Annotated in this window: 19 protein-coding genes and 3 pseudogenes; 19 read left to right on the forward strand and 3 right to left on the reverse strand. The window is 74.7% G+C overall.

Features of this window, described 5'->3' with window-relative positions:
* On the forward strand, positions 1 to 277 hold a 277-nt coding region (locus tag BJF79_RS55270; protein ID WP_262401768.1), incomplete at its 5' end, for a hypothetical protein.
* Between the two features lie 38 nt (positions 278 to 315).
* Here the strand turns inward: BJF79_RS55270 and BJF79_RS09540 are convergent.
* Positions 316 to 1,530, reverse strand: coding sequence for a cytochrome P450 (locus BJF79_RS09540; RefSeq protein ID WP_262401769.1), 1,215 nt, complete (start codon positions 1,528 to 1,530; stop codon positions 316 to 318).
* A gap of 194 nt (positions 1,531 to 1,724) precedes the next feature.
* Between BJF79_RS09540 and BJF79_RS09545 the strand changes: the two genes are divergently transcribed.
* The 15 genes and pseudogenes from BJF79_RS09545 (at position 1,725) to BJF79_RS09605 (ending at position 14,333) form a co-directional block, all read left to right on the forward strand.
* A complete protein-coding gene (locus tag BJF79_RS09545; RefSeq protein ID WP_075896376.1) occupies positions 1,725 to 2,726 on the forward strand; it encodes a 3-oxoacyl-ACP synthase III family protein in 1,002 nt (333 codons plus the stop codon).
* 2 nt (positions 2,727 to 2,728) lie between these two features.
* Positions 2,729 to 3,481: a glycosyltransferase family 2 protein gene (locus tag BJF79_RS09550; RefSeq protein WP_075896378.1), complete on the forward strand. Its 753-nt coding sequence runs from the start codon at positions 2,729 to 2,731 to the stop codon at positions 3,479 to 3,481.
* Positions 3,478 to 4,632, forward strand: a complete 1,155-nt coding sequence (locus BJF79_RS09555; protein WP_075896380.1) for a cytochrome P450 — start codon at positions 3,478 to 3,480, stop codon at positions 4,630 to 4,632. Before BJF79_RS09550 ends, BJF79_RS09555 begins: the two co-directional genes overlap by 4 nt.
* A 240-nt stretch (positions 4,633 to 4,872) precedes the next feature.
* Positions 4,873 to 4,968 (forward strand): annotated as a pseudogene (locus BJF79_RS59100) (hypothetical protein); the annotation flags it as partial.
* Between the two features lie 62 nt (positions 4,969 to 5,030).
* On the forward strand, positions 5,031 to 5,450 hold the full coding sequence (locus BJF79_RS59105; RefSeq protein WP_262401772.1) for a long-chain fatty acid--CoA ligase: 420 nt from the start codon (positions 5,031 to 5,033) through the stop codon (positions 5,448 to 5,450).
* Positions 5,432 to 6,268, forward strand: a complete 837-nt coding sequence (locus tag BJF79_RS59110; RefSeq protein WP_262401770.1) for a class I adenylate-forming enzyme family protein — start codon at positions 5,432 to 5,434, stop codon at positions 6,266 to 6,268. Before BJF79_RS59105 ends, BJF79_RS59110 begins: the two co-directional genes overlap by 19 nt.
* Entirely contained in the window at positions 6,265 to 7,248 is a 984-nt protein-coding gene (locus BJF79_RS09565; protein WP_262401771.1) for an NAD-dependent epimerase/dehydratase family protein, read from the forward strand. The genes BJF79_RS59110 and BJF79_RS09565 overlap by 4 nt, the downstream gene beginning before the upstream one ends.
* The gene (locus BJF79_RS09570; RefSeq protein ID WP_075896382.1) at positions 7,245 to 7,958 is read left to right on the forward strand and encodes a Clp protease N-terminal domain-containing protein; all 714 of its coding nucleotides are present in this window, start codon (positions 7,245 to 7,247) and stop codon (positions 7,956 to 7,958) included. Before BJF79_RS09565 ends, BJF79_RS09570 begins: the two co-directional genes overlap by 4 nt.
* Positions 7,959 to 8,090: 132 nt before the next feature.
* Complete coding sequence (locus tag BJF79_RS09575; protein WP_075896384.1) at positions 8,091 to 8,990, forward strand: hypothetical protein; 900 nt, start codon at positions 8,091 to 8,093, stop codon at positions 8,988 to 8,990.
* A gap of 102 nt (positions 8,991 to 9,092) precedes the next feature.
* Positions 9,093 to 9,953, forward strand: a complete 861-nt coding sequence (locus BJF79_RS09580; protein WP_075896386.1) for an alpha/beta fold hydrolase — start codon at positions 9,093 to 9,095, stop codon at positions 9,951 to 9,953.
* Between the two features lie 13 nt (positions 9,954 to 9,966).
* Complete coding sequence (locus tag BJF79_RS09585; RefSeq protein ID WP_143219814.1) at positions 9,967 to 10,476, forward strand: pyridoxamine 5'-phosphate oxidase family protein; 510 nt, start codon at positions 9,967 to 9,969, stop codon at positions 10,474 to 10,476.
* A gap of 24 nt (positions 10,477 to 10,500) precedes the next feature.
* On the forward strand, positions 10,501 to 11,553 hold the full coding sequence (locus BJF79_RS09590; RefSeq protein ID WP_075896390.1) for a DUF4037 domain-containing protein: 1,053 nt from the start codon (positions 10,501 to 10,503) through the stop codon (positions 11,551 to 11,553).
* An 86-nt stretch (positions 11,554 to 11,639) separates the two neighbouring features.
* Positions 11,640 to 12,493: pseudogene (locus tag BJF79_RS09595) on the forward strand (FAD binding domain-containing protein).
* 17 nt (positions 12,494 to 12,510) lie between these two features.
* Positions 12,511 to 12,984 carry a (2Fe-2S)-binding protein gene (locus BJF79_RS09600; protein ID WP_075896392.1) on the forward strand — a complete coding sequence of 158 codons (474 nt, stop codon included), beginning with the start codon at positions 12,511 to 12,513 and terminating at the stop codon, positions 12,982 to 12,984.
* Positions 12,981 to 14,333: pseudogene (locus tag BJF79_RS09605) on the forward strand (8-oxoguanine deaminase). The gene BJF79_RS09600 and the pseudogene BJF79_RS09605 overlap by 4 nt, the downstream one beginning before the upstream one ends.
* 58 nt (positions 14,334 to 14,391) lie before the next feature.
* Here BJF79_RS09605 and BJF79_RS59115 read toward each other — a convergent pair.
* Positions 14,392 to 14,523 carry a hypothetical protein gene (locus BJF79_RS59115; RefSeq protein WP_262401773.1) on the reverse strand — a complete coding sequence of 44 codons (132 nt, stop codon included), beginning with the start codon at positions 14,521 to 14,523 and terminating at the stop codon, positions 14,392 to 14,394.
* Here BJF79_RS59115 and pucD point away from each other — a divergent pair.
* From pucD to BJF79_RS09620, 3 genes are all read left to right on the forward strand, one after another.
* Positions 14,495 to 16,756 carry a xanthine dehydrogenase subunit D gene (pucD, locus tag BJF79_RS09610; protein ID WP_075896397.1) on the forward strand — a complete coding sequence of 754 codons (2,262 nt, stop codon included), beginning with the start codon at positions 14,495 to 14,497 and terminating at the stop codon, positions 16,754 to 16,756. The genes BJF79_RS59115 and pucD overlap by 29 nt on opposite strands.
* Positions 16,757 to 16,924: 168 nt before the next feature.
* Entirely contained in the window at positions 16,925 to 17,725 is an 801-nt protein-coding gene (locus BJF79_RS09615; protein ID WP_075896399.1) for a hydroxypyruvate isomerase family protein, read from the forward strand.
* Between the two features lie 70 nt (positions 17,726 to 17,795).
* Entirely contained in the window at positions 17,796 to 19,025 is a 1,230-nt protein-coding gene (locus BJF79_RS09620) for a radical SAM/SPASM domain-containing protein (protein ID WP_075896394.1), read from the forward strand.
* Here BJF79_RS09620 and BJF79_RS55275 read toward each other — a convergent pair.
* A partial coding sequence (locus tag BJF79_RS55275) for a rhodanese-like domain-containing protein (protein WP_187356979.1) occupies positions 18,920 to 19,508 on the reverse strand: 589 nt, incomplete at its 5' end. The genes BJF79_RS09620 and BJF79_RS55275 overlap by 106 nt on opposite strands.

A 19,508-nucleotide genomic window follows, 5' to 3' on the forward strand; every position in this document is an offset into this window, starting at 1 on the left:
CGAGCGGCGGCGCGCCGCACCACCCGCGCGCCGCGCGGCACGCGCAGGCCGCCGGTTCCGCGACCCCAGCCACCGGATGGCGATCCTGCAGCTCGCCGGCGGCGTCCTGGTGCTGCTCGCGATCTCGGTCGCGCTGTGGTGGTGGAACTCGCCGTCCCGCGAGGCGGAGGCCCCGGCGCGCGTCGAGATCGTCACGCCGACGCTCAAGCCGTCCCCCGACCCGGCGCGCCCGGAACCGGAACCGGCGCCGTCCGAGCTGGTGCCCCCGCGCGTCTGACCCCGCGCGTCCCGGCGGCGGGGTCGGATTCACGGACGTCAGCGGGCGAGCGTCACCCGCAGCTCCGCGTACGACGGGACGAGCACGCGCCGCGCCGCCCGCCGGTGCGTGATCGTGTACGGGCGCCCGGCCGCCAGCAGCGCCGCCAGCATCCGCGCCACCTGGACGCGCGCCACGGCCGCGCCCAGGCACAGGTGCCGGCCGCCGCCGAACCACAGCTGCCGCGTCTCCGGCACGTACGGGCGGCGCACGTCGAACGGGCCCGCGCCGTTCGTCGCCAGGTACGTCAGCACCATGACCCGCTCCCCGGCGCGCAGCGTGCGCCCCGCGATGTCGGCGTCCCGCACGACGTGCCGTCCGATCACCGGGGCGGGCGCGGCGACCCGCAGGCCCTCGCGCACCGCGCCGTCGAGCAGCGACGGGTCGTCCAGCAGCGCGCGCTGCCCGCCGGTGTCGTGCACGAGCGCGACCGTCCGGACGGTCCCGGACGCGCCGGTCTCGGTGCCCGCGATCACCAGCAGCGTCGCCAGGCCCCGCGCCATCGGCAGCCCGAGGCCGATCTCCCGGCAGCGGCCGAGCAGGGTGCCAGGCCCGCCCGTCCGGTACGCCGCGGGGACGTCCGCGGTGATGTCCTCGACGATCGCGCGGGCCCGGTCGACGGTCGCCGCGTCCAGTTCGGTGGACGCGGCGGTGCCGAGGGCGAGCGCGGCGAGCCGCTCCCCGGCGCCGAACAGCGCCCGGTACGTCCCGTCCGGCCGGTCCGCGGGGAGGCCGAGCACGTCGGCGACCATCCGGCCCGCCAGGACGCGGGCGGTGCCGGCGACGTCGGCGGACTCCCCGGCGGCGAGGCGGCGGGCCAGGTCGGCGTGGTGGGCGCCCTGCGACCGGTCGATGAGCGTGCGGGCGGCGTCCTCGGTGAACAGGTCGCGGGCCGCGGTGCGGACCTCGGTGTGCCGCGCGCCGCCGAAGAACTGCCCCATCTCCGCCCCGAACAGCTGCGTCCACAGGTGCCCGACGCCGCCCTCGCCGTTCATGCCGAAGTGGTCGTGGTCGTTGAGGACGCGGCGGGCCAGGACGGGATCGGTCACCACCCAGCCGAGCCGCGGCACGCGGACGACCGGCCCGGTGTGCCGCGCCGCCTGCAGGAGGGCGAACAGCCCCCGGTTGCCGTGCCACAGCAGCCGCGCCTCGTGCCGCCGCGCGTCCGTCCGCGTCCTGGTGGTCCTCGTCCTGCTGGTTTTCGTGCTGGTCACAGGGTGATTGTCGCCGACCCGGGCAGCCGGGCGGACCGGTGATAATGCGCATTCGGGATAAGTGTCGGTACTCACCCGAATTGGGTTACTTCCCCCAGGGGGCTTACGTAGGGTCTCCCTGTCCGGAAGGCGCCCGCATCGGCGAACCTGGCCGTCCTGGCCGCCGACCGAGCACGAGCAACCGGGGGACCCCCATGAGAGCCCGCATCACCGCCGTCGCCGCGCACCTGCCGGCCCGTACCGTCACCAGCGCCGAGGTCGAGGCGCGCGTCGCGGCCGAGAGCCCCGGCTACCGGCCGCACCCCACGATCGTCGAGCGGATGACCGGCATCCGCGCCCGGCACGTCATGCGCGACGACGAGCAGGCGTCCGACCTCGCCGTCGCCGCCGCCCGCCGCGTCCTGGCCGACCGCGGGCTGTCCCCGGACGGCGTCGACCTGCTGATCTTCGGGTCGGCGTCGCAGGACCTCGTCGAGCCCGCCACCGCCCACATCGTCGCCGCGAAACTGGGCGCGACCTGCCCGGTCTTCGACGTCAAGAACGCCTGCAACAGCTTCCTCAACGGCCTGCAGACCGCCGACGCGCTGATCCGCACCGGGCAGCACGAGCGCGTGCTCGTCTGCACCGGCGAGAGCCCGTCCCGCGCGATCCGCTGGAACGTGCGCGACCGCGCCCAGTTCGTCGACGCGTTCGCCGGCTACACCCTCTCCGACGGCGGCGCCGCGATGATCGTCGAGGCCGCGCCCGACGGCGGGATCTTCTACCGCGACTTCGCCGCCGTCTCCGCGTCCTGGGAGATCGGGACGCTGCCCGGCGGCGGGTCCATGCACCCCCGCGACCCCGAGCGCACCTACTTCAGCGGGGACGGCCGCCGCCTCAAGGACGCGTTCCTCGCGGGCGGCACCGAACTGTTCACGACCGCCCTCGAAAAGACCGGCCTGACCTGGGACGACTTCGCCGTCGTCGCCGCCCACCAGGTGACCGTCCCGTACGTGGAGGTGCTGCGCGCGGCCCTCGGGATCCCGCCGGAGAAGCTCGTCGTGACGCTGCCCGAACACGGCAACGTCGCGTCCGCGAGCCTCCCGCTGCAACTCGCCACCGCCGTCGCGGACGGACGGTGCGGGCCGGGCGACCGCGTCGCGCTCGTCGGCCTCGCGGGCGGCCTCAGCCTCGGCGTCGTGTTCGCGGAGCTGTGACCATGAACCTCTGGGTCGTCGTCCCCGCCTACAACGAGGAACGTTCGATCGGCGCGACGCTGCGGCGGCTCGCCGAGCAGACCGACACCGCGTTCACGCTGGTCGTCGTCGACAACGCCGGCACCGACGCCACCGCGAAGATCGTCGAGGAGTTCGCCGCGGCGGACGCGGGGTTCGGCGTCCGGATCGTCCGGGAGACGCAGAAGGGCACCGGCGCCGCCGCCGACACCGGGTTCCGGCACGCCATCGCCGCCGGAGCCACCCACGTCGCCCGCACCGACGCCGACTGCCTGCCGCACCCCGGCTGGATCGCGGCGGTCAAACGGGCGTTCGGCGACGGGCTGGAACTGGTCAGCGGGCCGCTGCGGCCCCGCACCGACGAGTTCCCGCTCAAGCTGTGGGAACGCCGCCTGCTGCCCGCCGTCATCGAGACCGCCGCCCTGTTCGGCCGGTTCCGCCCCGGCAACCAGGACCCCCTCTACCTCGGGCCCTACGTGATGATGCCCGGCTGCAACGTCGCCGTCACCGCCGAACTGTACGAACGGGCCGGCGGCTTCCCGCGGACGTGCATCGAGGACGTCCACGAGGACCGCGCGCTCGTCAACCGCGTCCGGTACCTGACCCCCGCCTACGGGCTGCGCGACGACGTGATCGTCTACGGATCGGTACGGCGGCTCCGCGCGTTCGGGCTGGTCAGGACCCTCGGCTGGTACGCCGACCACCGGTACCGGCCCGCGGAGGTCGACGTCCGGTGAACTGGGAACGCCGCCTCTACCTCTCCGCGCACCCCTTCGCGTACCCGCTGCTGCGCGGGCTCGCGCGGCGCGGCCCGGTCGTCCGGGTGCCCGGCGTGGGCGTGGTCGTGAACGACGCGTCCCTGGCCCGCGCGGTCCTCATGGACGGCGAGACGTTCCGCAAGGACGGCCCCGGCTCGCCCGGCGACCTGTGGACGCCCGTGCTGGGGCCGTCCGTCCTGCTCAACATGGAAGGCGACGCCCACCGGGCCCTGCGGCGCCGCCTCACCGACCTGTTCACCCCCGCCTACGCGGACGAACTGTGCGCGCGCGTCCTCGGCGGGCCGCTCGACCGCCTCGCCGGACGGCTCGCGGGCGGCGCCACGGTCGACCTCGTCGACGCCGCCCGCGTTATGGCGGGCGCGGTGATCGGCGAGGTCATCGGCCTGGAGATGAGCACCGAACGCGAGTTCCGGCGGCTGTTCGAACAGGGCGAACGCATCGTCTCGATGGTCTCCCTGCGGACCCGGCGGCTGTCCCCGGCGCAGATCCGGCGCGTCCGCGCCGTCCTCGACCCCCTCGGCGACACCGCCGCGAAGTCGTACGCCGCCGGGGACGAATCAACCGTCATGGGACGAATGCGAACCCTCGGACTGTCGGAGGCGGAGGCGCGCGGCGCCGCCGGCGCGTTCTTCCTCACCGGCACCGAGACCGTCGCGACGTACGTGCCCCGCCTCGTCGCCCTCCTCTGCGACTCCGCGCGCCTCGCCGACGCCGCCGCGTCCGACGGCTTCCTGGACCGCGCGATCGACGAGGCCATGCGCGTCACGACCCCGACGCCGGTGATGCTGCGCAGCGTGCACCGGGCGGCGGAGATCGGCGGCACGCCCGTCCGGCCCGGCGACCGGATCCTGATCGCCACCCACAACTGCTGCCACGGCCTCGGCCCCTTCGACCCCGACCGCCCCCACCCGCCCGAACTGCGCCGCCTCTGGTTCGGCGCGGGCCCGCACTTCTGCATCGGCTACCCGCTGGCGATGGCGCAGATCCGCCGCGTGGCCCGGACGGTCCTGGCCGCCGGTCCCGTACGGATCGTCGAGCGATCGGCCGCCCGGAACGTCCTGATCCCGACCTACCGCCGCCTGACCGTCCGTTCGGAGGCCCCGCGATGACACGTTTCCGCAGGCAGGACGGAGCTGCCGCAGCGCGGCAACGGAGGGGCCGCGGCCGTTCCGTTCGGGGAGCTGCGGCGACGCAGGCCCGCCGGGGCCACGATCCGTCCGCCGGGGTCGGGGAGGCGACGTCATGACGCTCGTGCAGGGGTTGCTGGAGCAGGCGGCGCGGACGCCCGGGGCGGTCGCGCTCGTCGCGGGGGACGGCGCGAGCTGACCTACGGCGAGCTGCGGCGGCGGGTGCTGGCCGTCCGGCACGGGCTGCTGGCGGCGGGGATGGCGCCGGGGGACGGGGTGCTGTTCTCGGTGCGGCCGTCGCCGGAGTCGCTCGCGCTGGCGCTCGGCGTCGTCGCGGCCGGGGGAGTGGTCGTGTTCGCCGACCCGGGCGCGGGCCCGAGATGTTCACCGCGCGGCTGCGGCTGGCGCGCCCGCGCTGGTCGGCGGCGGAGTCGATCCTGTACGCGGGGAGTCGGCTGCGCCCCGTCCGGGCGTACGCGCGGCGGCGCGGGCTGCTGCTGCCGAACCTCGCGGACCTGCAGATTCCGGGCGAGGGGCCGATGCGGCACGTCCACGTCGGACGACGCCTGCCGGGCGTCCCGCGCGGGGCCCTCGCGTTCGCGCGGCTCGCGTCCGGCCCGGCGCCCGAACCGGACGAACCCGGCGCCCCGGACGCGCCCGCCGCGGTGATCTTCACGTCGGGGACGACGGCGAACCCGCGCGCGGTCGTCCACACGCAGGGGTCCTCGCGGCGGCGCTCGACCTGTTCCGGGCGCGGCTGCCGCTCGGTCCGGGCGACGTCGTGCACACCGACCAGCTGATGCTCGGGCTGCCGACGCTGATCTCCGGGGCGCGCTGGTCGATGCCGCGGCTCGGCTGCCCGCCCGCCGAGTTCGCCCGGTCGATGCGCGAACGCCGGGCGACGCACACCTTCTGCGTCCCGGTGCACCTCGCGGAAATCCTGGACGAGACGCCCGAACTGCCGGGAACGCTCCGGCATGTCCTGCTCGGTGCGGCCCCGGCACCGCCCGCGATCCTGCGGCGGGCCGCGGCGGCGGCGCCGTCGGCGGAGGTCCTGTCGGTGTACGCGATGACCGAGATCCTCCCGGTCGCGATCGCGTCGGCGGAGGACAAGCTCGCCTTCGACGGCCCCGGCGACCTCCTCGGCGCACCGCTGCCCGGCGTCGGAACGCGCGTCGCCGACGACGGCGAACTCCTGCTCTCCGGCCCGAACCTGTGCCGCGGCTACCTCGGCGCCGACCCCCTGGACGAACTGCCGACCGGCGACCTGGCCCGGCTCGACGGCGAGCGGCTCGTCCTCACCGGGCGCAAGAAGGACATGCTCATCCGCGGCAAGTTCAACCTCTACCCGGGCCTGTACGAGCCGTCGATCGCCGCGCTCCCGGACGTCGCCGAGGCCGCGATCGTCGGCGTGCCCGACCCGTCCACCGGGGACGAGGAGGTGGTCCTGGCCGTCGTGGGGCCCGCCGACCTGCCCGGACGGCTCCGCCGCACCCTCCCGGACGTCATCGACCACGACGCGCTGCCCGACCGCGTCGTCGTCCTGCCCGAACTTCCCCGCTCGGGCCGCACGCGGAAGCTCGATCGCGACCGGCTCCGCGAGGCGGTGGCCCGATGAAGATCGCGGTGACCGGTGCGTCCGGATTCGTCGGCGGGGCCGTGTGCCGCGCCCTCGCCGCCGACGGCGTCACGACCTTCGCGTTCGGCCGCCGTCCCGCCGCGGCCCCGGGCCACGTGGGCGGCGCGCCGTACCGTCCGTGGGACCTCGTGCGCGGCCCGCTGCACGACCCGCCGCACGTCGACGCGGTGATCCACTGCGCCGGGAGCGTCACCGACTGGGGCCCGGCGGCCGAACTGTTCGCCGCGAACCTCACCGGCACCCGCAGCGCCCTCGCGACGTTCCCGGACGCCCGGTTCGTGCACGTCAGCACGGCCAGCGTGTACGACCCGTTCCGGCCGAGCGTCATGGCGACCGAGGACGCGGCGCCCGTCCGCCGGTACATGAACGCCTACGGGGCCTCGAAGGCGGCGGCCGAACGGGCCGCGCTCGACCGCGGCGCGGTCGTCCTGCGCCCGCACGCCGTGTACGGGCCGGGCGACACGACGCTGCTGCCCCGCGTCCTGTCGGCCGTCCGGGGGCCGATCCTGCCCGCGGTCGGGACGGGCGACCAGCGGATCAGCCTGACGTCGATCACGAACCTCGTGCATGCCTGCGTCCTCGCCGCGACCGTTCCGGACCTCCCGTCGCGGGCGTTCAACGTCGCCGACGCGGAGCCGGTGACGATCGACGCCGCGTTCCGGGAGATCCTTCGCGAACGCGGCGTCCGGGCGCGGCCGGTGTACCTCCCGGCCGCCCTCGCGCCGTCCGCTGGAGGCCGTCGCGGAGGGGGCGTTCCTGCTGGCCCGGCGGCCCGAACCGCCCCGGATCACCCGGTACGCGATCAGCCATCTCGCGGTCGAGCGGACGCTCGACATCGCGGCCGCCCGGACCGTCCTCGGCTATCGCCCGCGCCCGACGTCCTTCGCGGGCGCCGCCGGCTGGTGATCGTCAACCGAGGGTTGACGGCACCGATGCGTCAACCTCCGGTTGACGCATGACGGAAGCGGAACGGCCGATCGGCGTCCGGCTGGACGAGCTGATCGACGCCATCAAGAAGGCCCACACCGAACCCCTCGAACAGCTGACCGACGCGGTCATCGCCGCCGACCGCCTCGGCGAGATCGCCGACCACCTGATCGGCCACTTCGTCGACCAGGCCCGGCGCTCCGGCGCGTCCTGGACCGACATCGGCAAGAGCATGGGCGTCACCAAGCAGGCGGCGCAGAAGCGGTTCGTCCCGAAGGAGGGGGCGCCGCTCGATCCCGCCGACGGCTTCCAGCGGTTCACCCCGCGCGCCCGGAACGTCGTCGTCGCGTCCATGACCGAGGCGCGCGCCGCCGGAAACGACCGCATCGGCACCGAGCACCTCGTCCTGGGCCTGCTCGCCGAGCCGGACGCGCTCGCCGCGAAGGCGATCGTCGCGCAGGGCGTCCTGCTCGACACCGTCCGGCAGGCCGCCCGGGAAGTACTGCCGCCCGAGAGCGGCGAGGTCCCGGACGACATCCCGATGGGGCCGCTCGCGAAGAAGGCCATGGAACTGACGTTCCGCGAGGCGCTGCGGCTCGGCCACAACTACATCGGCACCGAGCACCTCCTCCTCGCCCTCCTCGAACTCGAAGACGGCGACGGCGTCCTGTCCGGCCTCGGCATCGGCAAGACCGCCGCCGAAGCGAACATCACCGCCGCCCTGGCCCCCCTCACGAAGTAACCAGCCCGGCCGGTGGCGCAACAGCGCCACCGGCAACGGTGCGCGCGCCCGCACATGGTGTGATTGATGCCACACGTAGAGTTATCTGAAGACTAAGTGCCTTACGGTGTTCGTCTAGTAACTTCCCGTGACATGGTGACCGGTCGACATGAAGCCCCCATCCAGATAATCCGGGACAACCCCGAGGTCGTCGCCCAGTTGCTGCGCGCCACATGCGATGTCGAACTGTCGGACGACGTGACCATCCGCTCCACCTCCGAGGAGTTCACCCAGATCGCGCCCACCGCCTACCGTGCGGACAACGTCGTGGAACTCTGCGAGGGCGGCTCCTCCGAGCCCGCCGTCGCGGTCATCGCGGAGACCCAGCTCGCCGTGGACGACGACAAGCGTTACAGCTGGCCGATCTACCTTGCCGCGCTCCACGGGAAGGTTCGATGCCCCTGCTATTTAATTGTCATTTGTCCCCGGCGCGCCGTGGCGGCCTGGGCGCGCAAATCGATCGTTATCGGGCACCCCGGTTTCAATCTTGTCCCCTTGGTGATCGGTCCGGGCACGGGACCGCTCGTCACGAGCACGACGCAGGCCGCGCAAGCGCCCGAGCTGGCCATCGTGGCCGCTCTGGCGAACGTCACGCCTCCCGACAGGGAGGCCCTGGAGATCACGCACGCAGCCTTGGCCACGCTCGAGAACGCGGGCCACAAAGACGCCACCATGTACACTGACATGGTGCTCGCCGGGCTTTCGAAAGTCCCCCGACGCATTCTGGAGGAGCTCGTGGACACTGGTACCACCGAATACCAGTTCAAAAGTGATTTCGCTCTGCGGAACCAGGCCATCGGCGCGGCTCGTGGCGAGGCTCGTGGCGAGGCTCGTGGGGAGGCGAAGTCGGTGCTGAAGATTCTTGCCAAGCGGGGCCTGACGGTGTCCGACGAGGTTCGCGAGCGCGTCCTGGCGTGTGAGGACGAGGACCGGCTGGACGTCTGGCTGATGCGGGCCGGCACGGTGGAATCCGCCGACGGCCTCTTCGGCTGAGCGGACCTTGCCTCCGGCCTGATCCGGTGCCGGGCTCGGACGGGCGTCCGGCCGGTTCTCCGGGACCGATGAGTTTCGGGTGGCGCGCTGGTCGGAACCGGTATGGAGGCAATCATCAAGGCCGGAGACGTCGAGCTGTGCGCTGAGACCTTCGGCGACCCCTCGGACCGGCCGATCCTGCTCATCGGCGGCACGATGCTCACCTGGCCCGACGCGTTCTGTGCACGGCTGTCGGCGCTGCGGCGCTTCGTCGTCCGCTACGACCTGCGCGACGTCGGCCGCTCGACCACCGTCGACCCGGACGCCCCCGGGTACACCCTCCGCGACCTCGTCGCGGACGCCGCCGCGCTGCTCGACGCCCTGAACCTGCCCCGCGCGCACGTCGTCGGAGCGGGTCCCGGCGGCTGGATCGCCCAGCTCCTCGCCCTCGACCACCCGGACCGCGTCGCCACCCTCACCCTCGTCGGGACCCGCCCCGTCGCCCCCGGCCCGGTCGACCCCGACCTGCCCGACCACGCGCCCGAAGTCATGGAGCACTTCACGAACCCGCCGGCCGTCGACTGGACGGACCGCGCGTCCGTCGTCGCGTTCCAGCTGGCGAGCGACCGCGCCATGGGCGGCCGCGACTTCGACGAAGACGAGGCCCGCGCGAACATCGAGGCCGTCTACGACCGGACGCCCATCGGCGCCGACCCCGGCAAGGCCCACCGCGCGAACCAGATGGGCACCGTGTTCGCCGCCCTCGACTGCGGCGACCGGTGGCGCGAGCGCCTCCCCGCGATCGCCGTCCCGACCCTGGTGATCCATGGCGAGGACGACCCGTTCTTCCCCGTCGGCAACGCCGAAGCCCTCGCCGCCGCGATCCCCCGCGCCGAACTGATCGTCCTGCCCCGCACCGGCCAGGGCCTCCCCGGCCGTACGTGGGACGCGGTCGTCCCCGCCCTCGCCCGCCACACCGCGTGAACGGAGGATTCCGATGAGCCCCGTCGCCGAGTTCGACGCCCGGTTCAGCGACCCCGCGGCGGGCCCGACGCCGTGGACCGAAACGCTCCGCGTGCTGCGGGACGCGGAACTGTACTGGCTCACGACCGTGCGCGCCGACGGACGTCCGCACGTGACGCCCCTCATCGGGGTCGTGCACGGGGACGTCGCGCACTTCTGCACCGGCCCGCAGGAGCAGAAGGCCCGCAACCTCGAACACAACCTGCAGGTGACGCTGACCACGGGCACCAACACGTGGGCGAAGGGCCTCGACGTCGTCGTCGAGGGCACGGCCGTGCGGACGGCCGACCGGCCGGTCCTGCGTGCCCTCGCGGACGCGTACGTCGACAAGTACGGCGAAACCTGGCGTTTCGACGTCGGGGACGGTGTCTTCGGTGCGGACGGGCACGTCGCGCACGTGTTCCGGGTCGAGCCGTCCACGGTGTTCGCGTTCGCCAAGGACCCGCACGGCCAGACGAGGTACCGCTTCGGCCATCCGCACTGACGGCGCGTCTGGTGGACTGGCCGGATGAACGACGTGCGCGGCGCCGAACTGGCCGGGGCGTTCTACGCCGACCTCGTCCGCCCGCTCCTGGACGCGCGGTTCCCCGGGCTGCCGCACGCGGCGGCGCGCCTCGGCTCCGGCTCGGACGTGCTCGGCTTCGATGACGCGACGAGCCGCGACCACGACTGGGGCTGCCGCCTGACGCTGCTGCTCGACGACGCGGACGCGGTACCGGACGTCCGAGCCGTGCTCGAACGCGAACTGCCCGGCCGGTACGGGGAGCACCCGGTGCGGTTCCCCGTGACCTGGGACCCGGCGGCGACGCACAACGTGGAGGTCGCGACGGTCGCCGGGTTCTGCCGCTCCCGCTTGGGCGTGGACCCCACCCGCGACTTGTCGGCCGTCGACTGGCTGTGCCTGACCGGGCAGAGCGTCCTGGAGGTCACCGCCGGGCCCGTTTTCGCGGACGGCACCGCGACCCTGTCCGGCGCCCGCGCGACGCTCGACCGCTACCCGCCGGACGTCGAACGGTACGTCGTCGCGTCCTGGTGGCGGCGCGCGTCCCAGTGGATGCCGGTGATCGGACGGACGGCGACGCGCGGCGACGAGACCGGCTCGCGCGTCCTCGCCGCCCGCGTCGCCGAGGACCTGCTCCGCCTCGCGTTCGTCCTCTCCGGCCGCTGGACCCCCTACGCGAAGTGGCGCGGCACCGCGTTCCGCGGACTCCCCGTGGCGGGCGACCTCGCGCCCGCGCTCGACGCCGCCGTCACCGCGCCCGCCTGGCAGGACCGCGAAGCGGCCCTGGCCGACGCGGCCGAGACGCTCCTCGGCCTCCAGCGCCGCCGGGGCCTGCACGCGCCGCCCGCCGCGACGGTCGCGTTCTGGGACCGCCCCTACCGCACGGTCGACGACGCGATCGCGGAAGGGCTGCTCGCCGACGTCCGCGATCCCGAGGTCGCCGCCCTGCCGCGCCACGTCGGCTCGATCGAGCAGTGGGTCGACGGCGTCGACGTCCTCATGGACCCGGCGCGCCGCGCGGCCCTCCGAGGCGCCTGCCGCGCCTGGCTCCGTCCATGAAGTTCGCGACCTCCTGAGCGTCGGGACGACTCGCGGGGCGGTCGCGTGGGAAGGGCTACTGCTGCGTGGTGTCGAAGGAGGCGGCGATGGAGTTCCTGCGACCGGTCACCTGGGCGGACGCGCTCGCCGCGAAGGCCGCGCATCCGGGCGCGCTGCCGATCCAGGGCGGCACGGACGTCATGGTGGAGATCAACTTCGACGTGCGGCGGCCGGAGGCGCTGCTGGACCTGAACCGGGTCCGCGAACTGACCGAGTGGGACGAACGGGACGGGACGCTCCGCGTCGGCGCGGGCGTCCCGTACGCGCGGCTGATCGGCGAGCTGGGCGACCGGCTGCCGGGTCTGGCGCAGGCGTCCCGGACGGTCGGGTCGCCGCAGATCCGCAACCGCGGGACGGTCGGCGGCAACCTCGGCGCGGCGTCCCCGGCGGGCGACGCGCATCCGCCGCTGCTGGCCGGGGACGCGGTGATCGAGGTGGAGTCGGCGGCGCGGGGCGTCCGGTTGATCCCGGCGGACGCGTTCTACCTGGGCGTGAAGCGGTCCGCGCTGGAGCCGGACGAGCTGATCCGCGCGTTCCGCACCGGACGGGCGTCCGGCCCGCAGTACTTCTCGAAGGTCGGCACCCGGAACGCGATGGTGATCGCCGTGTGCTCGTTCGCGGTCGCGCTGCACCCGGACGGGCGGCGCGTCGGCACCGGGTTCGGTTCGGCCGCCGCGACCCCGCGCCGCGCCACGGCGGCCGAGGAGTTCGCCTCCGCCGAACTCGACTGGACGCGCGCGCGCTCGCCGCGTCCACCGCGCGGCGGTTCGGCGAGTTGGTCGCCGAAGCGGCGGCGCCGATCGATGACGTGCGCGGGACCGCCGCCTACCGCGCGCACGCCCTCGCCGTCATGGCGCGGCGCACGCTCACCTGGGCCTGGGACGACCACCGGCGGGCATGAGGGGAGAGGAGGGCGCGATGCGCGTGAACGTCACCGTCAACGGTTCGGCCGAGACCGTGGACGACGTGTGGGAGGGGGAGAGCCTGCTGTACACGCTGCGGGAACGGATGGGGCTGCCGGGCTCGAAGAACGCCTGCGAGCAGGGCGAATGCGGTTCGTGCACCGTGTACCTGGACGGCGTGCCGGTGTGCGCGTGCCTGGTCGCGGCCGGGCAGGCAGAGGGCCGCGAGGTCCGGACGGTCGAGGGGCTGGCCGACGGGGAGCGGCTCGACCCCGTCCAGGAGGCGTTCGTCGAGGCGGGCGCCGTCCAGTGCGGGTTCTGCACGCCGGGCCTGCTCGTCCAGGCGCACGACCTGCTCGAACACAATCCGGCGCCGGGCGACGCGGAGATCCGCGAGGCGCTCGCCGGGAACCTGTGCCGCTGCACCGGCTACGAGAAGATCCTCGACGCGGTGCGTCTCGCCGCCGCGCGGAAGGCGGGCGCCGAGTGACGATCGTCATCGAGAACGCGCACGTCGTGACGGTGTCCGGGGACGAGCATCCGGGCGGGCACCTCGTGGTCGACGGCGATCGCATCACCGCCGTCGGTCCCGGCCCGGCCCCGGCGGCCGAAGGCGCCGAGCGGATCGACGGCACCGGCTGCCTCGCCACGCCCGGCCTGATCAACACGCACCACCACCTGTACCAGTGGGCCAGCCAGGGCCTCGCCACCGACGGCACCCTGTTCGAGTGGCTGACGACCCTCTACGAGCCGTGGTCGAAGATGGACGCCGAGGTGGTGGCGGGCGCGGCGACCGCCGGGCTCGGCTGGCTCGCGAAGTCGGGCTGCACGACCGCGTCCGACCACCACTACCTGTTCCCGTCCGGACGCGGCGACCTGCTCGCCGCCGAGATCGACGCGGCGCGCGAACTCGGCGTCCGGTTCCACCCGTGCCGGGGCTCGATGGACCGCGGGCGCTCCGACGGCGGGCTCCCGCCCGACGAGGTCGTCGAGGACATCGACACGATCCTCGCCGAGACCGAAGCCGCGATCGACCGGTACCACGACCCGTCGCCCGGCTCGATGCTGCGCGTCGCCGTCGCGCCCTGCTCCCCGTTCACGGTGACGCGCGACCTGCTCGTCCGGTCGGCGGAGCTGGCGCGGGCGAAGGGCGTCCGGCTGCACACGCACCTCGCCGAGACGCTCGACGAGGAGGAGCACACCCGCGGGCGGTTCGGCATGACGCCCGCCGAGTACCTGGACTCGATCGGCTGGCTCGGCCCGGACGTGTGGCTCGCGCACTGCGTCCACCTGCACGACTCCGACATCGAGCGGCTCGCCGAGACCCGCACCGGCACCGCGCACTGCCCCAGCTCCAACGCCCGGCTCGGCGCCGGCACCGCCCGCGTGTCGCACCTGCTGCGCGCGGCGCGCGATCGTCGGGCTCGGCGTGGACGGGTCGGCGTCGGCCGAGCTCGTCCCGCTCGCCGGGGAACTGCGGCAGGCGATCTACCTGCAGCGCGCCCGGTACGGGCCGACGGCGCTGACCGCGCGGCAGGCGCTGACGGCGGCGACCCTCGGCGGCGCCCGCTGCCTCGGCCGCGACGACGAGCTCGGCGCCCTCGAAACCGGCAGGCTCGCGGACGTGGCGCTGTGGCGGGTGGACGGCTTCCGCGCGGCGGTCGACGACCCGGTCGTCGCCCTGGCGTTCGGCCCGGTCCCGCCGCTGGAGCGGCTGCTCGTCGGCGGCCGCACGGTCGTCGACGGCGACGCCCTCGTCACCGTCCCGCAGGACGAGGCGGACGGCGCGGCGCCGACGCGCACCGGCGGCTCATGCGGCTCGCGGAGGGGGTGCTGTAGATGGGATCCCCGGACGAGAGCGGCCCGGTCGACAGCGGTTCGGTCGGGGTCGGCCCGGTCAAGGTGCCAGCCCGCTCGACGGCCGCCGCTCGACGACCGCGCCGCCGTCCCCCGCTTCGCCGCCGACGCCGCACGCGCCGGGCGGCGTCGGCGCGAGCCCGCTGCGGCCCGACGGGACGCTCAAGGTCACGGGCGAGTTCGCGTACGCGTCCGACCTGTGGACGGACGGCATGTTGTGGGGCGCGACGCTCCGCAGCCCGCACCCCCGGGCCGTGATCCGGTCGGTCGACATCGGGCCCGCGCTGGCGATGCCGGGCGTCCGGGCCGTCCTCACCCACGAGGACGTGCCGGGGCGCAAGATGTTCGGGCTCGACGGCACCGCGGACCAGCCCGTCCTCGCGATCGGGGAGGTGCGGCACGAGGGCGAGCCGGTCGCGCTCGTCGCCGCCGACCACCCCGAGGCGGCGCGGCGCGCGCTGGCGGAGATCGCGATCGGGTACGAGGTGCTGGAGCCGGTCACCGACCCGCGCGCGGTGATCGCCGACCCGGACGGCTCGAAGGTGCAGCCGCGCGGCGGTATCGCCCGGTACCAGCCGGTCCGCGTCGGGGACGTGGACGCGGCGCGGGCCGAAGCGGAGGTCGTGGTGTCCGGCGAGTTCGAGGTCGGCATCCAGGACCAGGCGTTCCTCGGCCCGGAGGCGGGCCTCGCGATCCCGGCGGAGGACGGCGGCGTCGACCTGCACGTGTCGACGCAGTGGATCCACAACGACCGCAGGCAGATCGCGCCCTGCCTCGGCCTCGCCGAGGACCGGGTCCGCATGACGCTCGCGGGCGTCGGCGGCGCGTTCGGCGGCCGCGAGGACCTGTCGATGCAGATCCACGCGGCGATGCTCGCCCTGCACACCGGCGAACCGGTGAAGATGTCGTACGACCGCTACGAGTCGTTCTTCGGGCACGTGCACCGGCATCCCGCACGGATGCGGTACGAGTACGGCGCGACGTCCGGCGGACGGCTCCTGTACGCAGACGTCGAGATCGTCCTCGACGGGGGCGCGTATACGTCGTCCACGCGCGCCGTCACCGGGAACGCGGCGTCGCTCGGCGTCGGCCCGTACGAGATCCCGAACATCCGGATCGACGCGTACGGGGTGTACACGAACAATCCGCCGTGCGGCGCGATGCGCGGGTTCGGCGCCGTCCAGGCGTGCTTCGCCTACGAGTCGATGATGGACCGGCTCGCCGCCGCGTGCGGGCTCGACCCGGTCGAGGTGCGCCGCCGCAACGCCGTCTCGCAGGGGTCGAGACTCGCGACCGGCCAGGTCATCGACTCCCCGGCGCCGCTCGCGGACATGCTCGCGCGGCTCGCCGCGATGCCGCCGCCGGACGCCGCCGACACGTCCGACATCCGGAACCTGCCGGGCGGCGCGGCGCAGAGCACCCGCGGCGAGGGCGTCGCGCGCGGCGTCGGCTACGGCGTCGGGATCAAGAACATCTGCTTCTCCGAGGGCCTGGACGACCTGTCCACCGCCCGCGTCCGGCTGGAGGTCATCGGCGGCGCGGCCACCGCGCTCGTCCACACGGCGGCGGCCGAGGTCGGGCAGGGGCTCGTCACGGTCCAGGCGCAGATCGCCCGCACCGAGCTCGGGATCGGCGACGTCGTGATCGCCCCGGCCGACGACCGGGTGGGCGACGCCGGCTCGTCCAGCGCGTCCCGCCAGTCGTACATGTCGGGCGGCGCGGTGAAGGCGGCCTGCGAGGCGGTGCGCGCCGCGCTCCTCGCCCGCGCCGCCGCCCGCTACGGGCGCGCCGACCTCGGCGTCGCCGACGGCGAGATCGTGTCCCGGACGGACGGCCCCCTCGGCACGATCGAGGACGCGCTCGGCGACGCCGTCATCGAGGAGACCCGCGAGTACCGGCACCGGCCCACCACCGCGATGGACCCCGCGACCGGGCAGGGCACGACGCACACCCAGCTCGCCCTGTGCGTGCACCGCGCGGTCGTGGACGTCGACGTCGAACTCGGGCTGGTCAAGGTCGTCGAACTCGCCGCCGTCCAGGACGTCGGCAAGGTCATCAACCGGGTGTCGCTGGAGGGGCAGATCCACGGCGGGTCCGCGCAGGGCCTCGGCCTCGCCGTGCTGGAGGAGATCGTCGTGTCGGGCGGCCTCGTCCGCAACCCGTCCTTCACCGACTACCTCATCCCGACCATTCTCGACATGCCGCCCATGCGGCTCGACATCCTCGAAAACCCCGATCCCGCCGCCCCGTACGGGCTGCGGGGCGCGGGCGAGCCGCCCACGCTCTCGTCCACGCCCGCGATCGTCGCCGCGATCCGCGACGCCACGGGCGCCGCGCTCACGCGCGTCCCGGTCCGCCCCGAGCACATCGCCCTGGCCCGCCCCGAACCCGCCCGTGATCCGTGATCGGACGGGTGCGTTCGGGCGGGCCGCGACCGGGAGAGGGCACGTTCGAGTCGGGGGAATCGGTCGTGGCGCGACCTGGTGTCGGCGGGTGCGTCCGTGTTCGGCATGCTGTCGTCCCTGGGCGTGCCCGTCGTGGGCGGGGGCGATCGACATCTTGGGGAGGCGCTGATGCGGTGGGCCGTCAACTGCTCGATCCTGTTCACCGAGCTGCCGCCGCTCGAACGTCCCGCCGCGGCGCGGGCCGCCGGGTTCGACGCGGTCGAGTTCTGGTGGCCGTGGCCGGGCGAGCCCGTCCCGTCCGCCGCGGACGTCGACGCGTTCTGCACGGCGATCGAGGACGCCGGTGTCCGGCTGGTCGCCCTCAACTTCTACGCGGGCGACATGCCGGCGGGGGAGCGGGGCGTGCTGTCGCAGCCGGCCCGCACCGGCGAGTTCCGCGCGAGCGTCGCCGTGCTGGCGCGGATCGCCGGGCGGACGGGCGTCCGGTCGTTCAACGCCCTGTACGGGCAGCGGCTCGACGGCGTCGCGCCCGCCGCGCAGGACCGGGCCGCGACCGGCAACCTCGTGTTCGCGGCGCGTGCGGTCGGCGCGCTGGGCGGGACGGTGCTGATCGAGCCCCTGGCCCGGGGACGGAACGGTGCGTACCCGCTCGAAACGGCCGCCGACGCGATGGCGGTCGTCCGCCGGGTGCGGGCGGCGGGCGCGCCGAACGTGCGGCTCCTCTTCGACGTCTTCCACCTGACCGTGAACGGCGACGACCCGGCGGCGGTCGCGCGGGAACACGCCGCCGACATCGGGCACGTGCAGATCGCCGACGCCCCCGGCCGCGGCCGTCCCGGCACCGGGAAGATCGACTTCGCCGCGCTGTTCGGCGTCCTCGACGAGATCGGCTACGACGGCCGCATCGCGCTCGAATACGTTCCGGACGGGCCGTCCGAACAAGAGTTCGGCTGGCTGCGCGCCTACTGAGCGGCTTGGTGATTTTTTGGCCCGGCGGGGCTGGAAGCGCGTGGGCGCTGCTCGCGGAGGTCACCCACGCGTGCCCGCTGCGCTGCCCGTACTGCTCGAACCCGCTCGAACTGGTCCGGCGGAGCGCCGAGCTGACCGCCGCCGACTGGGCCCGCGTCTTCGCCGAGGCCGCCGACCTCGGCGCGTCCAGGCGCACGTGTCCGGCGGCGAACCCCTGCTGCGCCGCGACCTCGCGGAGATCGTCGCGTCAGCGCACCGCGCCGGGGTGTACACCCAGCTCGTCACCAGCGGCGTCGGCCTCACCGCCGACCGGCTGGGCGCCCTCCTGGACGCGGGCCTGAACAGCGTGCAGCTCTCCCTGCAGGACGCGCGCCGTCCGGGCTCGGACCTCATCGCCGGACGCGTCTCCTACGACGACAAGGAACGCGCCGCCGGGGTGATCCGCGCCGCCCGGGCGCCGTTCGGGCCGAACGTCGTCCTGCACCGCCGCGACCTCGACAACCTGCCGGAGATCATCGAGGTCGGGGCCCGCTGGGGAGCCGACCGGATCGAGCTGGCCAACGCGCAGTTCCACGGCTGGGCCCTGCACAACCGCGCCGCCCTCATGCCGACGGGCGGCCAGCTCGACCGCGCGAAGGCCACGGTCGCCGCGTGGCGCGAGCGGCACGAACGTCCGGAACTCGTCTGGGTGATGCCCGATCACCACGAGGGCGTCCCGAAGCCCTGCATGGGCGGCTGGGGCGCACGCTCGATCACCGTCGGCCCGGACCGCACCGCGCTGCCCTGCCCGGCCGCCTACGGCATCACGGACCTCGCGTTTCCGAACGTCCGGGACGAGCCGCTCGCCCGGATCTGGTCGGATCCGGCGGCGTTCGACGCCTACCGGGGCACGGACTGGATGACCGGCCCGTGCCGCGAATGCCCCCGCCGCGAGGCCGACTTCGGCGGCTGCCGCTGCCAGGCGCACGCCCTCACCGGCGACGCCGCCCGCACCGACCCCGCGTGCGCGCTCTCCCCGGACCACCACCTCGTCCGCCGCCGCGGACGAGCCCGAACCCCCGTACGTCTACCGCCGCCCCGCCGCCCTCCGCTGACCCGCTCGGGGCCGCCTGCCCGTGTTGCCGGACGCCGCCGGTGCGGCGCCGCGTGTCCGGCCGCACGACCGTGCGGTGCCCCGACTGCCGGCGGTGATCGTCAGGCGGTCAGGCCCGCGGCTTCGGCGGCGGTGTACTCGTCGTCGATCAGGACGACGTCGCGGCCCGCGCGGTCGAGCAGGCTCGCGGCGATCGAGGCGCGGTAGCCGCTCGCGCAGTGCACCCACAGTTCGTCGTCCGGGACCTCGTCCATGAGGGCTTCGAGGAAGTGCAGCGGGACGCCGATCGAGCCGACGACCGCGCCGCGGGCGCGTTCGTCGGTGCGGCGGACGTCCAGGACGGTCGCGCCCGCGGGGACGTCGGCGAACGCGGCGGTCGGGTAGGCGGCGACGCGGCCCGGTGCGGCGACCTCGGCGGGGGATCCGACGGCGGCCCCGGCCGGACGTTCGACGCCGATCCGGACGAGCTGCCGCTGGGCGTCCGCGATCTGCTCGGGGGTGTCGCCGACGAGGGTCAGCGGCGTGCCCCAGGGGATCAGCCAGCCGATGTAGGTGGCGAAGGGGCGGGCGAGTTCGACGCCGACGGCCGCCCCGGACGCCTGCGAGGCGGCGTAGGCGGTGCGGGAGCGCAGGTCGACGACCCATTCGCCGCGCGCGATGCGGTCGGCGAGGTGGGCCGGGGCGACGGGG

This window comes from Actinomadura sp. CNU-125, from assembly GCF_001942465.1.
GTDB lineage: Bacteria > Actinomycetota > Actinomycetes > Streptosporangiales > Streptosporangiaceae > Spirillospora.